This is a genomic window from Acinetobacter sp. FY683, assembly GCF_059515885.1.
Genome location: NZ_JCAKNA010000001.1, coordinates 186,382 through 203,121, shown reverse-complemented (window position 1 = coordinate 203,121; position 16,740 = coordinate 186,382). Strand labels below are relative to the sequence as shown.

Genomic DNA, 16,740 nt, shown 5'->3' with positions numbered 1-16,740 from the left:
GCACTGTTCCCCACACCATCAGCTCTTTGACTGATATTGCTGAATAACAACATGTTTTTCATCTGAACGTGTAAACAATGTTGCGTAAATAAAAGCAAAAATAACGCCCAATAAAACAGTTAAACCAAAACAATGAATGGCATAGGTTTGACTAAAAGACAGTAATCCAAAGCCAAAGAATGTCGACATCATACAAAGGAATAACGCCATACCAACCACTTGAGGATGATCATGTCCATGTCGATAGAAAATCGCATAATCTACGCCTATCCCCATAATGAGAAATGTCCCCATTATGCTGAATAAGTTTATTTCAACACCTAACCATGCTTGAATGGCAAATGTTGTCATTAATGCCATGGTCACGGGTAAAACAAGTGGTAAAACCGATTTAACTCCATATAAAACCCCCAAGCCCACCATAAGCAGAATAATTGCGCTTAATAACAACCACTGTGCATGAACTCGATGTTCTTTAAATAATTCAGACAGCTGATGTACAGGACGTAACAATTGTACATTTTGCCCCACTAAAGCTTGAATCGCCCGATCATCCTTAACACCTTGCAACATCACCAATCGCTCTGTTGGTGCCATTTGCATAAATGCGAGTGGATGGTTTTTAAAGATCTGTTCTGTCAGTAAGGGTTGTTGCTTTAATGATGATTGCCATGCCAGAACATCATTCACATTTAACTGCATAGCTTGGGCATATTCAGTTAATGTTTCACGTGGAATCTGCATTAATAATGCTACGTTTTGCTTTTGCTGATCGACAGATGGTAACCACTGTCCTAAACCTTGGAAATTTTCCAACTTGTCTGATTCTTGCAATAACTTTAATTTGGTTAAAAGCTGCTGTTCATTTTGTTCTAATTCATTCTCAGACTTTCCACTTACAACAAAATATTCACTACCTTGTTGTTGCATAAAGCGATCACGTACATATTGATCTTCCTGCTTTAAGCTTTTATCCATACTTTGCAAATTGCGAATGTCATCATTGCTTTGTACAAAGAATAAACTTGCTCCCGTAACCACTAAAATACCTGCCATCAAACCATATTGCAGCTTAGGTTTGGCTTGAACAAAGTTTCGAGTTTTACCAATAAAAGCCAAAGTTCTAATTGCTGGTTCTGCATTTAGTGCAGGCAAACGTGGTAGTAGTAAAATACTGGTGATCCAAGCCGCTGTTAAACCAACCATAGAAAAAACAGCAATTTGTTTAAAACCAGGGAATGGTGTAAAACTTAAAACGACATAAGCAAACAAAGTGGTAAGTAAGCCCACAAATAAGCTTGGTAGAACTGGTGCTAAAACTTTAAAACCATCAATATGTCTATGCTGAGATTGCATTGCCATAAAGTAAAAAGAGAAATCTACACAAACACCAATTAAGCTGGCACCAAAAACCAAAGTCATGAGGTGAATTTCACCAAAAATCCAATAGGTCATGGCAAATGCAACCAAGCAACCTGTTCCCACCGCAACCATTTCTGTCAACATTGGTCGTATAGATCGAAAACCAAACCAGACAAGTAATAACACACCAATAGTCGAGCCAATACCAATGGTCGAAATTTCATTTTTTGCAGAATCTGTACCAAATTGGGCAAACATCAAAGTGCCTGTCCAATGTGGTTGAACCTGATCTTGCTTTAATTGCTGAGTTAAATGTTCAATAAATTGTGTCGTTTTTTCTTGATATTCAATATTGTATGGGCTTTCTTTAAGTCCAATAACCAATAATCTCGAAATACCTTGATCATCTCGAATGGTGGCAAAACCCTGCTCCAAAGTAATATCTGCATTATTTTGTAAGCTTGAAAGACCCATCGCATAACGAGGAAAAAGTAATAATGGATCTTGCTGTAAAAGTTCGGCAGTAATTGGCATGCCCGGACTCATCAGCTGTAACATGCTTTGTTCTGTCAAAGATTGATAATCTTTTTGTTCTAATAATTTACGGTCATTTTCATTCAATAAACCTGCTTTATGCAGATATAGCGACTTGGCAAACTCATCAGTGTTTAACTGAGCTGTTAGAGGCTTAAATAATGCATTATTTTTTAATGCATCTTCAACTTGTGTAGTCGCTTTTTCTAAAGATGCATCATCTTTCGCATCTAACACCAAAAATACTTTATCGTTGAGTTGATTACTCACGTAATTTTGGGCTTTTTCCAATCGCTCATCTTGATGAGACTCGGGTAACAATGCAAAGATATTCGTTTCAATATGAATGTCTTTTTTAAGCCATGCCGCACCCAAAAACAGAGCAATTACACAAAGTACAATCACCCAAATGAGCGTGCACTTATTTTGCCAATTGGAAAAGTGCATTTTCGTTTGCCGTTAAAGTTTGTGGTTGTGCTGTTTGCTGACTAAAGCGAATAGTAGTACTGTTATTAGCTTGCTCATAAATCACGATTCGATCGACATATCGACCACCTTGTGCATTCACTTTTACAAATAACTTTTTAAATAGACTGCTTTTCGGTGACAACGTTACATTCCATGAAGATGGCGAATAACTTACTGAATCAACATTAAAATTCTTCACCAATGCAGCCTCATTACCCGACATCAACTGTAAAAACATAGTCGTAACAGAACCATAAGGTGTTTTGTCGACCTCAATTTGGCTATATGTACGCTGTGTTTTTTGCACAAGCTTTTTCGGACTCACAATTAAATCCGCTTTTACAGGACTCTGAATTTGCCACAACACGCCATTTTGCTTAGTAAAAACAACATTACCTTTAGAAACATACGTCTTATTAATTGAAGCCAATTTTTTATGCTGTTCAAAATTTGCACGCACCACAGGTGTTGATGAAAGTTGGCTAAAAATTTGTTTCAGCTCTGTATTATCTGCATGTGCCGAAGTCATCAAAAACATAATAAATGATAGAATCATGCTTAAGAATGTCATCATGCTAAGGTTTATTTTTTTCATGATAACTCTCCCACTTTAAATTCAGACCATGCATTTAAATGGTCTATTAAAATTTGCGGAGATTGAAAACACATTTCACGAGTTTCCATATTCACTGCAACTTGGGACGTAAAACCTTTGGTTAATCGTTTGTTGGTTTCTGCATCGAATATTTGATATTCAATTTTCAAACGATTTTCCCACTCTTTCAAAATGGCACGTACCTTAATTTTTTGTGCAAATTCGATACCTTGCACATAACGCACATAGCTTTCAATGACAGGCCATGCATAACCTGAATGACGCATTTCATTATAGTTGTATTGAAATTGATCGAGTAGTTTGCATCGTGCAATCTCAAAATACTTTAAATAATGCCCATGCCAAACCACATTCATAGTATCTACATCATGAAATGGCACTTCAATAATTACATCGGCATGCATAGCAAGTTCCTATTTTAAAACTGTTTTACGAAGCAGTAAGTGTGTTTTGTAATTCAAGATTTTCAAAACGATCAACCAAATTTTGCAGTTCTGTCTGCAAAGGTCGATCTTCATCTACATAGTTGAAGCTTTCAAGAACCCACTGTTGAAATGCTATTAATGTTGCACTTAATTCTGTCTCTAAGCCACGTAATTTAATCGCTTGAACACTTGCACAACTCAATGCCGCAATCACTTGTTCAGTTAAAGTAATCACACGTGTTGCATCACGTGCTGCAATTGTTCCCATGCTCACCTTATCTTGATTATGACATTCTGTTGAACGTGAAAAAATTGAAGCCGAAAGTGTTTGTTTTAAAGCCTCAGCCGTCCAAGCAGAAACGCCTATTTGTACAGCTTTAAAACCATGATTTAACGGCAGACGCTCATTACTTGACCCAGTCAAATTGCGTGGCAAACCATTGTTCATTTTATAGTCAACTAACTGTGCAAGTTGTCGATCCATTAAATCGGCAATATTAGCAATCATGATTTTTAGGCTATCCATGGCCTGAGCAATATGCCCACCATAGAAATGCCCACCATGTAACACTCGTAAATTCACAGGATCAATCAATGGATTGTCATTACTTGAATTGAGCTCATTTTCAATAAACTGGCGCAACCATGTTTTTGAATCCTCAAATACACCAATAATATGCGGTGCACAGCGTAGTGAATAACGATCTTGTAGACGTGAGTTTTGGTGTTCCGTTTGTACTTCGCTATTTAACCATTCACGTAATTGTGCCGCAATATGTTGCTGACCGACATGCGGTTTTTGAGCAAATAATACTTCGTCAAAGTGACTAGGATTACCTTCTAAAGCAAGTACGTTTAACGCAGTAATACAAGTGCTTGCCAAAGAAATTTGTTCTGCTTTTTTATAGTTCAAACATGCAATTGCTGTCATTACGGCTGTACCGTTCATGAGTGCAAGACCTTCTTTGGGACGCATCACATGTGCTTGCATTTCTTTTTCAGCATATACCTCTGCAATAGGTACAATCTTACCTTGGTAATACACATCACGCTCACCGACCAATGCACCTGCCACATAAGACAATGGCGTTAAATCACCACTTGCCCCCACTGAACCTTCAGAAGGAATAACTGGAATAACATTTTCATTAAGCATCCAAACCAAACGCTCAAGCAAAGCATGAGAAACACCTGAATAACCACGAGCTAAAGAACATAGACGTGTCACTACAACTGCACGCGCTGTAATTAAATCTAAATTTTGACCTAAACCACAGCCATGAAAACGTGATAAATGAAGTGGAAGTTCATTGACTTGATGTGGTGGAATTTCAACGAGACAAGAATCGCCATAGCCCGTAGTTACACCGTAGATCACCCCTTCATCTTCTAAAAGTTGATCTAAGAAATCTGCACCACGTTGAATAAGCTCACACCATGCAACACTTGTTGGCAATGCAACTTGTTTTTCTTGTCTTGCAACTGCAACAACATCTTCAATTGAAAGAGGCGTTTCTCCAACCACTAACACGTTCATTACTTCTTTACCCAAAAATTATAAAAATTAAACCATTGATACGGTACGCGTACACAGTGCATCTCGAGAAGCATCACATACTGTCGAATCACTTTTTGCATTTCTTCCATGCGTGTTTTTCGAGGAAATTGAAGCTGATCTGCAATTTTATGAATATGCACTTCAAACTTTGCATTCATTCGATAACAAAAAACTGCCAACACAGGTACTTTCAGCAAATTTGCTAAAATCCATGCACCTTGTGGCCAATGGGCATCTTTACCCAAAAACTCAACGGATTGAACCCGATCTGATTGAACAGGCACTCGATCTGCTGCCACAATAATCCATTCACCCTGATCGAGTTTTTCTTGTAAAACAACGGCTGTTTCTATACCTAATTCATCTACTGAAACCAAATTAACATCGGCATGTGCATTTAATTTTTTTAAAAATTCATTAAATTTTGTGGCATGCTTTTGATACACCAAAACATTAATTTTTTGGCTGTGATCAGATTTAATTGCTCGTAATAACTCAATATTGCCAAAATGAGAGACAACAATAACTGCCCCTTTTTGGTAATGCTCTCGAAAATGCTCATGCCCTGAAAGTTCAAGTTTTGAATCATCAATATGACCTAACCAACCTTCAATTTTATCGAGAATACATTCAGCAAATTGCATTAAATGTAGATAGGTATGTCCTAAAGATGGCTCTTTTGGAAAGGGGGAGTTTTTACCCGAAAATTGATGTAATTTTTGCAAATATTGTAAAGATGCATCACGTGCAACTTTTGAAAATATCCAATACCAAAAAATAACAAAGAGAAGAACAAGTCGACAAAGCCAACGCCCACCTAAGCGGTAAAAACCAAGCATCAACATTAAAGGAAGCATGCCACCACGCTCCTTAATGTTACTCCATTGGTTTTGTTTGTTTTGGCTCACAATTTAACTCTTTATTTTGTTATATAGTAATTTAGGTAAGCGAATAAGCATACCTGCAAACAACCGCGAATGCGCTTTAGTCAAACCAATATTGTCACGTAGCGCATTAAAATGTGAAATCCCATCTTCAGGATAAATCACCTTAGTTGGTACATTAATAAAAGGGACATTTTCCCATTTTAAACGGACTAAAATTTCAGTATCAAAGCCCATTCTTGGCTGAAAAGAAGCTTTATCTAAAAGCTGAATTGTACTTCCTAATGGATAAACACGGAATCCACACATGCTGTCTTTAATTTCAAAAGACAAACTATTAATCCAAACCCAAATATGTGTTGCGTAACGTCCATATAAACGTTTTTTAGGCACAGATGCATCAAATATTGGTTGTCCAATTACCATTGCTTGTGGATTTATTTGTGATGCATCTAAAAAGCGCTGCACATCATTCCAATCATGTTGTCCATCAGAATCGAGCTGTAGTGCATGACTAAAACCTAAACTATATGCTTTTCGCAATCCTGTAATAACAGCTTCGCCTTTACCTTTATTTTGCTCATGTTCAACAAGATAAACCCAAGATTCATTTGCTTGAGCCAAGCCACGAAGTAAATCTGTGCAGTCCTTTTCACTTCCATCATTCACTAAAATTGCTGGAAGTTTAGATTGAGCCAAATAACTAACCAAAGCCTCTAAATAATATGGATGGTTATAAACAGGTATAACAAAACATTGCTTCATTTAATTCACCTCAACATCATCTGACTGAACGGTAAACAATAAACGTCCTGATGCAATAATTTTATCTTCCATACGCATTTCGAAACTAACTTTATGTAATTTTCGGATCAGGCTTAGCTTTAATACAGTATAAGGATGAATCAGGTCTTGAAACTTTATTTGCTCCATACCATTACACCACAGTAAGTCTGACCAGCTTTGTTTGGCAAAATGCTGAACAAATCCAATTTGCCCTACCCCTGGGAAAATTGAAAAATTAGGAAAATGCCCCTTAAAACATTCCAATTCAGGACTAAATTCAAGCTTAAACTCACATTGTTCCGCTTGCCATTGCTGTTCTAAAACAACTGGTAATAGCATTGGTTCAAACAAAGACTTTAAATATTGCTTATTTAATTTAGATTGTGCATTTTGTGGCAATTGCGTGATGAAGCGCCACTGACGTGGAATTGCTATCGTTTCGAGCTTGTCTTTCAACTGAGCCTTTAACGCTGCAACAAACGAAGCTTTACCTATTCTTTTGAGTTGTTCACGTGCTGTTTCAGTCAGTACGACAACACATACTAGAATCTGACGATGTTCTTTTTCAATGATAAGAACATGACTATGCTGAACAACATCAAGATTTGAAATTTTATGCTCAATCGCATCTAGACTCAGGCGTTTTTCTTCTAATTTTACAATGCGATCTAAACGTCCTAATAATTTAAACAAACTTTTAGGATTTTGCTCATCAATTAACTCAACCTTATCACCTGTTAAAATCCAATCAGAAGTACAAGCATGGTTTGCTTTTACTGCAAGCTCTTGTTGTTCACTTAAACGAATATCAACATTGGCAAAAGGTTGCCACAATGCATTTTCTTCTTGGCGATATGCAATACCACCTGTTTCCGAACTACCAAATACTTCTGTAATGGGGGCATTTACAAATGGACGTACGCCTGAATCTAATTTACCACCCGATGAATATACAGTAATACACTGCTCAAGAATGACATCAGCTGTCCAGCGCTTTAATAAAGCTGGACTCGAAATCACATAATTTTCTATCTTTAAATGTGCAATTTTCTTTTGAATATCGACAACATCTTCAGGAAATGCGAGCTGTATTTGATAGAAAGCTCGTCCACTTGCAAGTGGCCATAACAGTTTAAACAACAAACCATAAATGTGTTGATGACTTACCGTTGCTATAGCAACAGCTTTTTCCGCTAACGCAAAGCTTGCATCCAAACCTGAAACTTCATTAAATAGTTGTGCAAGCGTACGTGGAATTTTTTTTGGTTGACCTGTTGAACCTGAAGTGTAGAAATAAACATTGGTATTTTCTAAAAAGGCATCATCAAAGCTTTGAACGGTTGATATAGCATTATGAACCACAGGTTGCCGAGTCAAAAAGTGAATATCTTGTTGAGCTAATTCTTCTTCTAAATCTCGAATTCTGTGCGGCGGTAATAAAACTTGTTTTTCCGCATTTAATGATGCAAATAAAAGGACTAGGAATTCGTAACTGTCTTGTTCCCAAAGTGCCCATATTTCATTTTTAAACTGCTCTATTTGTGCTTGTTGCTCTGCAACATCTTGCCAAAACTGAGCAAAACTTACAGTGCTTAAATCGGATTTAATACACAAAATATTGGATGAGTGAACATGATTTTCAAAATGACAAGACATAAGTTTCCGTTCTTTTCTTTTGCTTAATTGGTGTGTTGCGATTCATGCAGCCTTTGTTGACGCTTTCGCAATACAAATTCCCCAAGCAACAAAACTCCCATAAGTACATAGGAAATAAAACCGTTGTACAGCACCCAAACTTTAGTTGAGCTAAATACAACAGTAAATAGAGCAATCAAGGCATTAATGATAAAAAAAACACACCAAACTACCGTGACTTTCTTTGTCCAAACCACCCCTTCTGGTGGTAAATTTGGCTCTGCTAAACGTGCAAAACGCTCAATCATTGATGGTGGTTTTATGAGTGTTGAAGCAAAAATTGTGCATGCTCCCACACTCATAAAAACAGGATATAGTTTTAACCAAGCATGATCTTTAAGAACTAAACTTAAACCGCCACACAAAATTGCAAAGCCTGTTAAGGGCCATAACAATGTATTACCTTTGGACAATAAACGTAAAATACCAAAGCCAATTAAAAAACAACTAACCCAAATATATTGTCCATTTGCAAGGCTATACCCCACTAAAAAGGGATACAGAATCACCCCAAGTGTGACAATCCCTTTTAGTAGCCAACTCATTCAGCAGACATATTCTGAATAACAGTCACAACATCTTGAATGGTACGAACATTTTTAAAGTCTTCAGGATTTACCTGTTTACCTGTTAACTCTTTAATTTTCACAACCAAATCAATTGCATCAATGCTATCGACATCAAGGTCAGTTGCAAGATTAGAGTCTAATTGAATATCTTCTGGAGCAATTTCAAAAAGCTCTTCCATCCATTCACGTAATTTTTCGAGTACTTGGTCTTGAGTCAGCATGAAAACCCCTTATGCCGTTTTTTGCGCTTCAACCAAAGCCACTAAGCTTTGAATTGACTTAAAATATTGTTTCGTTTCAGTAGATTCAGCATTCAAATGAATGTTGTAACGCTTTTTCAGCGCTAACCCCAATTCTAAAGCATCAATTGAGTCCAAGCCCAAACCATCACCAAAAAGAGGTGCTTCAGTTTCAATATCATTTACACTGATATCTTCAAGGGCCAAAACATCAATAATCATTTGCTTTAATTCATCAGCAAGATTGCTCATTTTAAGATAACTCTTGGTAAAAAAATTGATGTAAATAATGATTTAGAAGACGTACATTTTTAGGGTTAACACTGACATCTTCTAAAACATCTTGAATATTAAATGCATCGAGAACTTTTATTTTAATATGAAAAGCTTCTGAAGGAATATGATACCACTTTTCATTTTTAGTCAGGGTTGATGGTGTACAAGTCACGAGAATAGGACGGATAGGAACATTTGCACGTAATGCAATATTTGCAGCTCCACGTTGGAATTCATTCAGTATTGAGCTTTTCTCTGTTCGTGTTCCCTCTGGAAAAACCAATAATGAAGGTGCTCCATTTTGCGAAAGTTTATGCACACAATCGTGAATGAATTTCTCAGAACCCGCATTTAAAATATAACCAGCACCTTGCACAGGACCTCTCGTAAAAGGGTTTGACCATAATGCTTGTTTTACAACACAATTGGCTTGTTCCATTAAACCAATCAACATTACAACATCAATTAGGGTTGGATGATTTGCAATCACCAACTCTTGTCGGCTTTGTTGAAGTTTTTCCAACCCCTCAATTTCATAAGTCATAACGCCCAGCTTTACCATCATTTCAGTAAAACCTTTAAAGGTATGCTTAATTAATTTCTGCGTTTTTATTTTACGTTGTTCTTGATCTTTGGTCGTTAAATAAATAATGGGTGATGCTAAACCACCAATTGCCACACCACCAATTCCAAAGCTTGCAAAACTAAAACCTGTTGCACCAACACGCCATGCATAATTGACTTTTTTCTTTATATTTTTAATATTTAACATTTTGTCCACGCATTAAATTGAACAATATCTTGCTGCTGCCAAAAATCAAAAAATGCTTGTGCTTCTAGTGCTGCATATTTTTCAGTTTTTGCATAACCTATTTCTAAACTTAAATTTTCTTGCGCTAAACTAAAAATTGCAGACATTGCAATTGCATCAAAATTTTGTTGTTCATTATATATTTCTGGAAGTGGCTCATCATAATAAACCACGAGCACTTTAGCATTTTTATTTTCAGTTGTTTTCAACCAAGAATACGCTTCAATAACAGCATCCTTCCATGTACCAGCTAGGCTTGTTGATGGTGTCGAATCTTCACACAAAATCGAATATAAACCTGATACTGCATTATGTACCGATGTTGAAAACTGTGTTGGAGAAGGCGTTTGCCCTTGTAATACATCCTCTAAAATTTTAAATGTTTTTTGTTCATCACCATATTGTGAAACCCACACAATATAGTCCGCAGTATTATTTTCCAAAGCCAATAAAGCATTACCTAGAGCAAGTTTTGCAATTGAAGATAAACGGCGGCGTTGCATAGGAGGAATTTTACTAAGTGATGAAGCAACCATATCAAACTGACATGCTTGCAATTGAGACATATTAATCTTCATTGTATATGTATCATTCATGCTTATCCCCTCATGCATTTGCATGACCTATAATAAAAACTGCGAAATTATATCACTAGCCTTAACTTTTAGATAAAGGTTAAGGCTTAAATTATTAATATATGATATCAGCCATTTTTATTTAAATTAAAATATCTTTTACCGCTAAAAAAAAGAAAACCCACAATTGTGGGTTTTCTTGACATGTAAATTTAGTTTCCTTGAACTAAACGACGTGCGCTAATAATACCAGGCTGTTGTTCCAATCGAGCCAATAGTTTTGACAATTGGGCAAGTCCTTTCACTTCAATTAACAATTTCATATTGGCAATACCATCTGCTTCAGAAATCGTATTAACCTGTCGAATATTGATTTGATCAGAGAAAATAACTTGTGTTAAATCTTTTAGCAAACCACGTCTATCATAAGCTTCAACGACAATTTGCACACTTTGACCACGTGTTGGCTGCATTTCCCAATCTGCTTCTACAGCACGTTCAGGCTCTTGCCCAATCATGCGAATATAATCAGGGCAGGCAACTTTATGGATACTTACACCACGATTTAAAGTAATGTAACCCGCAATTGATTCACCATGAACAGGTTGGCAACATTGAGCAATATGCAACTCAACATTATCTAAGCCATCAATCAAAATTCCATGTGCAGAAAGTGTATGACTCGCACGAGGATTTAGCGTCGGTTTCAGCACTAGCTCAGGCTCATCCTGATCTAAATGCATGTGACGATTCACTTGATTAATTAAGGAATGTAAGCTGATATCACCATTCACCAAAGCAATCAGAATATCTTCGCCCTGTTTTACGTTGAAATGGCTACAGTAATCACTTAAATCAATACTCTTCGGATGAATAGCAAGACGAGCAAGTTCTTTATTTAAAAGCTCACGACCAACCTCTAAATTCTTACTACGGTCTTGTTGACGGAACCAATGACGCAACTTGTCACGTGCCCGTGCAGTTTTAATATAACCTAGAGAGTTCACCAACCAATCACGGTTTGGCTCACGATCTTTTTTGGTTAAAATTTCAACCTGCTCACCTGTTTTTAACGCATACGTTAAAGGTACATAACGCTGGTTAACACGTGCTGCATAACACTTGTTTCCAACTTGCGTATGAACATGATATGCAAAATCTAAAACCGTAGAACCGCGTGGTAACTCTTTAATATCTCCATCACGGCTAAAGACATAAATCTTTTCAAAGTCTTCAAATTCTTGAATTTGATCAAAATCTTCTTCATCTTTATCATCTTTATGTGCACTTGCATCTGTACGCTCTTGATAGTGCTCAAGAACCGAACGCAATGAATGTAAGCGATGATTAAATGAATGATCTGTAGCTTTAGCACCTTCTTTATAATTAAAGTGTGAACATACGCCTAGCTCTGCTTCTTCATGCATACTCATCGTACGAATTTGCACTTCTAGAGATTTATTTTCAGCAATAACGGCTGTATGTAATGAACGATATCCATTGGCTTTAGGATTAGTAATATAGTCATCAAACTGATGTGGAATATGACGCCAAATTTGATGAACAATACCTAAGCTGTGGTAACACTCTGGAATTGTTTTAACCAAAACACGTAATGCTCGAATATCATAAAGCTGATCAAAGCTGAGGTTTTTACTTTTCATTTTTCGATAAATCGAATAAATGTGTTTCACTCGCCCATTAATTTCAGCTTCAATTTGATGATCAGCTAATTCGCTTTTTAACTTATCAATCACAAATTGAATATATTGCTCACGCTCTAAACGCTTTTCATTTAGAAGTGTTGCAATTTCTTTATAACGATCTGGTGCTAAATAACGGAAAGCTAAATCTTCAAGCTCCCACTTTAACTGAGCAATACCTAAACGATGTGCAAGTGGTGCATAAATTGTTAAAATTTCTCGAGCAACACGCTCTTGACGCTCTTTTGAAGAGTGTGCCAACTCACGTAGTGCATACGTACGTTCAGCAAGCTTAATCAGCACCACCCGAACATCTTCCGTTACAGAAATGAGCATTTTATAAATGCCAGTTAAATGTTCACGTTGGTTGTTATTAAAGTGATCTTCTAAACGCTTATTTTTTTCAATTAAGTCTGACAAACGCCCCATTGCCAAAGTACCCTTAACCAAAGCAAATATAGCTTCGCCAAACAAAGAGCGTATTTCGTCAACCGAAACCAACCCCTCTCGGATACTTCGATAAAGGAATGCAGCAGATAAGGTGTCTTCGTCAGCATGTAAATGCGCAAGAATATCTGCCATTTCAATGCCAGCATCTAGCGTATTTGAGCGATGGTTAACCGTCGTTTCAAGTTGCTTTTTTAAAATATAATTAGCAACTTCTTCGAGTCGCTCTAGTGCAGCACCATCTAATATGCCACGTACACGATTGAGCCATTCAGCCACATCTTGTCGTGCTTGCTCGGCATGTTCTACAGTCGTTTCCTCAGACAATTCGTTGAAATGTCCAGGAAGCTGTTCACGTACTGTGACCATACCTTTCTCCTACCTCTATATGTTTCATTATTTATTAATCGTTTATTGCGAGTTCTTTCTCAAACAATGCAATTGATTCAACATGACCCGTATGAGTAAACATATCCATAACGCCAGCTGTTTTCAGTTTATAGCCTTGTTGCTCTAACAATTTTGCATCCCTTGCAAGAGTTGCAGGATTGCACGACACATAAACGATTTTTTTTGCACCAAACTTGGGCACATACCCCATAACCTCTTCCGCACCTGAACGTGGAGGGTCAATCAATAATGCATCAAAACCTTGATTTGCCCAAGAATGATGCGAAAAATCTTTTGTTAAATCTTGTGAATAAAATTTAACATTACTTAAACCATTGAGTTTCGCATTCTCAGCACCACGATGAACCATTTCATCGGAACCCTCAACAGCAACTACTTCACCGTCTGCACCAACACAACGCGCTAAAGGCAATGAGAAATTTCCTAATCCACAAAATAGATCTAGAACTCGTTCTCCACCCTTAAGCTGAAGCAATTCACATGCCATTTTCACCATTTGCGGATTAATCGTAGAATTTACTTGCGTAAAATCTAGAGGATGAAATGCAAACTGAATATCAAAATCACTCAGACTATAATACAAACGCATTACAGTTTTAGCATCATCTACTCGATGAACAGACTCTGCACCTGCAGGTTGTAAATATAACTGCCACTTCTTATGTAACGCAAAACCTTTTAATACGTTGACATCTGCATCACATAATTCTTCAGTATGACGTACCAATAGTGCAATTTCTGTATCACCCATTGCCAGCTCTACATGACCAATGTCTGCTTTGCCTTTTAAACTTTGAAGTAACTGTTTTAAGGTCGTTAAAGAACCGAACTCTTTATCGAGTACCAGACAACGGTCAATATTGGTTAAATGATTGCTCGCACGCTCTCTAAAGCCAACAACAAGTTTATCTTTACTTGGGATATAACGTACACCTACACGTGCTTTACGACGATAATCTTCACGCAATGAACGTAATGGCGCCAACCATTGTTCAGGTTGAATTGCTGCAAAATGTTCTAAGTGAGATTTCAATACATTTTGTTTTAATAAAATTTGTTCATCTTTTTGAATATGTTGCATATTACAACCACCACAAATTCCATAATGTGGACATTGTGGTTCTGCACGAATTGCAGATGGTTCACTTAACAATTCAACAAAATCAGCTTCTTCTAACTTTTTTACTTCACGAGTAATTTTTGCCTTCACTGTTTCGCCAGGTAAAGCAGAACCAATAAAAACTTTTTTACCATGTTTTTCTTTCGGATGATCAGGATGTGAACCATAGTGTGCTATACCACGCCCCTCGTGTGAGAGTGACTCAACCTGAAAAGTATAAATTGCTTGTTGAGTAGTGCGAGGTTTAGCTCTATGTTTCATGTGTACCTAATCTTGGGAAGAAGGGAAATCGGAGGAAGTAAATTCCGTATGCTGAGCGGTTTTCCGCCAAACTTGTAAAAAATCGACATGTTGCGGTTGCAACTGTAAATACTCAATGGTGCTTTGAATCCATAAGCGATGATCTTCCACATTCAGCTGCCCTTTAAGCAAAAGCCAACGAATATAAATAAGCCATGTATTCAATACATCACCTTCGCAATAGCTGGTTAATTTCAACCATTGCTCAGTTTTAACGTATTCAGGAACATGATAACCCGAATCGCCACGTTTACCCGGAAAACCAAGTAAATGTGCCATATCATCTAACTTTTGGAAGTTGCGACCATTAAACATTGCCATCACATCCATTAAGTCGATATGACGGTGATGGTATCTGTTCTGATAATTATTATACCGTTTTTGGCTATCAATTTCGCCTTGATCGAACAAACTTGGTGCAGATAAACCATGATACATCGCACGGTACAAAATTACAGGAATATCAAACTGTGAGCCATTCCAACTCACTAAAGTTGGATTCCTCTTATCAAAAATAGACAAAAATTTTCTTAAAATTTCTGCTTCTGAAAATTGTTCTCGGCTAAATGAAAATAATTTCATTGCACCAAGTTCATCTATCCATAAACCTGAAATACAGACAATTTCATGTAAAGGTAAGCGTGGAAAATCCATACCCGTTTCTTGACGACGAAGTTTCATTAACGCCTGTTCAAGATCGGCTTCGGGTAAATCTAAACCATATAAATGCGCACCCGATTTAAGGTCGGTAAGAGTTTCTATATCAAAAATTAAAACAGGTAAGCGCATTTTTATCTCAAGCTTATTATTCAGGATCTACTACAGAGAATAACCCAGTAGAGAGGTAACGGTCACCACGGTCACAAATAATGCACACAATAACTGCATCTGGATTTTCTTCAGCAATTTTAATTGAAGCCCATGCAGCACCACCCGAAGATGTACCTGCACTAATACCTTCTTTACGTGCCAATTGACGTGCTGTTTTTTCCGCTTCAATTTGCGGAATATCCATAATTCTGTCTACACGTTTAGCATCAAAAATTGTAGGCAAATATTCTGTAGGCCAACGGCGAATACCTGCAATATTTGAACCTTCAGAAGGTTGTAAACCAATAATTTGAATATCAGGATTTTGTTCTTTTAAATATTTAGAAATCCCCATAATCGTGCCTGTTGTTCCCATAGAACTCACGAAATGGGTGATTTTACCACCTGTTTGTTGCCAAATTTCAGGCCCCGTTGTTAAGTAATGTGCTTCCACATTATCTGGGTTACCAAATTGGTTTAAAACAAGACCTTTACCCTCTTTTTCCATTTGAAGAGCTAAATCACGAGCTTCTTCCATGTTTTCAGATTCAATAAGTTCGGCGCCATAAGCACGCATCGCATCTTTACGCTCTTGGCTTGAACTTGCAGGCATAATAAGTGTCATTTTATAGCCACGCATTGCTGCAACCATAGCTAAAGCAATACCTGTATTACCACTTGTTGCTTCAATAAGCGTATCACCCGGTTTTATTTGCCCTCGTTTTTCCGCTTGCATAATCATGTTATATGCAGGACGGTCTTTCACAGAACCTGCCGGATTATTACCTTCAAGCTTTGCTAAAACGGTTGCTTTTGTATGATTTGCAAGGCGCTGTAAACGTACTAATGGCGTTTTTCCGACATAATGGTCTAATAAAAAATCGGCTGCTTGGAAATCTGGGGATGTGTTACTCATTGTATGCACCTATATCGAGGTGCGCATATTGTATGAAAAAAACCTTTATTCTGCATCCTTTTAAGTACTTTTTCCTAAAGATAACCAAATAACAAACGCTTATCTTCTAAATATTTAGCTTGAAAAATACTTAAATATTATAAGGATTTCCCTAGATATCTTTTTACTTTAGTATCTATTGAATTCACAGATGAAAATATTAACTGCTGAAAAAAGCATGCTAAACTCAATTGCA

The 16,740-nt window shown here is 37.0% G+C and carries 16 protein-coding genes; all 16 read right to left on the bottom strand.

Annotation, left to right across the window (positions count from 1 at the left end):
• Positions 1-18 precede the first annotated feature (18 nt).
• Complete coding sequence (locus AC5YDH_RS00925) at positions 19-2,343, bottom strand: MMPL family transporter (RefSeq protein WP_496116376.1); 2,325 nt, start codon at positions 2,341-2,343, stop codon at positions 19-21.
• Positions 2,318-2,902 carry a LolA family protein gene (locus tag AC5YDH_RS00920; RefSeq protein WP_496116402.1) on the bottom strand — a complete coding sequence of 195 codons (585 nt, stop codon included), beginning with the start codon at positions 2,900-2,902 and terminating at the stop codon, positions 2,318-2,320. The genes AC5YDH_RS00925 and AC5YDH_RS00920 overlap by 26 nt, the downstream gene beginning before the upstream one ends.
• Positions 2,903-2,955: 53 nt before the next feature.
• A complete protein-coding gene (locus AC5YDH_RS00915; RefSeq protein ID WP_496116375.1) occupies positions 2,956-3,384 on the bottom strand; it encodes an acyl-CoA thioesterase in 429 nt (142 codons plus the stop codon).
• 25 nt (positions 3,385-3,409) lie between these two features.
• A complete protein-coding gene (locus tag AC5YDH_RS00910; protein ID WP_496116374.1) occupies positions 3,410-4,942 on the bottom strand; it encodes an HAL/PAL/TAL family ammonia-lyase in 1,533 nt (510 codons plus the stop codon).
• Complete coding sequence (locus AC5YDH_RS00905; RefSeq protein WP_496116401.1) at positions 4,942-5,820, bottom strand: lysophospholipid acyltransferase family protein; 879 nt, start codon at positions 5,818-5,820, stop codon at positions 4,942-4,944. The genes AC5YDH_RS00910 and AC5YDH_RS00905 overlap by 1 nt, the downstream gene beginning before the upstream one ends.
• 54 nt (positions 5,821-5,874) lie before the next feature.
• Positions 5,875-6,612, bottom strand: coding sequence for a glycosyltransferase family 2 protein (locus tag AC5YDH_RS00900; protein ID WP_496116373.1), 738 nt, complete (start codon positions 6,610-6,612; stop codon positions 5,875-5,877).
• Positions 6,613-8,289 carry an ApeI family dehydratase gene (locus tag AC5YDH_RS00895; RefSeq protein WP_496116371.1) on the bottom strand — a complete coding sequence of 559 codons (1,677 nt, stop codon included), beginning with the start codon at positions 8,287-8,289 and terminating at the stop codon, positions 6,613-6,615.
• 23 nt (positions 8,290-8,312) lie between these two features.
• Positions 8,313-8,873: a COG4648 family protein gene (locus tag AC5YDH_RS00890; protein ID WP_496116370.1), complete on the bottom strand. Its 561-nt coding sequence runs from the start codon at positions 8,871-8,873 to the stop codon at positions 8,313-8,315.
• Positions 8,870-9,118, bottom strand: a complete 249-nt coding sequence (locus AC5YDH_RS00885; RefSeq protein ID WP_496116368.1) for an acyl carrier protein — start codon at positions 9,116-9,118, stop codon at positions 8,870-8,872. The genes AC5YDH_RS00890 and AC5YDH_RS00885 overlap by 4 nt, the downstream gene beginning before the upstream one ends.
• A 9-nt stretch (positions 9,119-9,127) precedes the next feature.
• Positions 9,128-9,388: a phosphopantetheine-binding protein gene (locus AC5YDH_RS00880; RefSeq protein ID WP_496116367.1), complete on the bottom strand. Its 261-nt coding sequence runs from the start codon at positions 9,386-9,388 to the stop codon at positions 9,128-9,130.
• Between the two features lies 1 nt (position 9,389).
• Positions 9,390-10,184, bottom strand: a complete 795-nt coding sequence (locus AC5YDH_RS00875; protein WP_496116366.1) for a lysophospholipid acyltransferase family protein — start codon at positions 10,182-10,184, stop codon at positions 9,390-9,392.
• Positions 10,178-10,819, bottom strand: a complete 642-nt coding sequence (locus AC5YDH_RS00870; protein ID WP_496116365.1) for a beta-ketoacyl synthase chain length factor — start codon at positions 10,817-10,819, stop codon at positions 10,178-10,180. Before AC5YDH_RS00870 ends, AC5YDH_RS00875 begins: the two co-directional genes overlap by 7 nt.
• A 191-nt stretch (positions 10,820-11,010) precedes the next feature.
• Complete coding sequence (locus tag AC5YDH_RS00865) at positions 11,011-13,317, bottom strand: RelA/SpoT family protein (protein WP_496116364.1); 2,307 nt, start codon at positions 13,315-13,317, stop codon at positions 11,011-11,013.
• 34 nt (positions 13,318-13,351) lie between these two features.
• Positions 13,352-14,740: a 23S rRNA (uracil(1939)-C(5))-methyltransferase RlmD gene (gene rlmD / locus AC5YDH_RS00860; RefSeq protein WP_496116363.1), complete on the bottom strand. Its 1,389-nt coding sequence runs from the start codon at positions 14,738-14,740 to the stop codon at positions 13,352-13,354.
• A 6-nt stretch (positions 14,741-14,746) separates the two neighbouring features.
• Positions 14,747-15,568 (bottom strand): 3'-5' exonuclease, encoded by an 822-nt coding sequence (locus AC5YDH_RS00855; protein ID WP_496116362.1) that lies wholly within the window; start codon positions 15,566-15,568, stop codon positions 14,747-14,749.
• Between the two features lie 16 nt (positions 15,569-15,584).
• Positions 15,585-16,505, bottom strand: a complete 921-nt coding sequence (cysM, locus tag AC5YDH_RS00850; protein WP_496116360.1) for a cysteine synthase CysM — start codon at positions 16,503-16,505, stop codon at positions 15,585-15,587.
• Between the last annotated feature and the right edge of the window lie 235 nt (positions 16,506-16,740).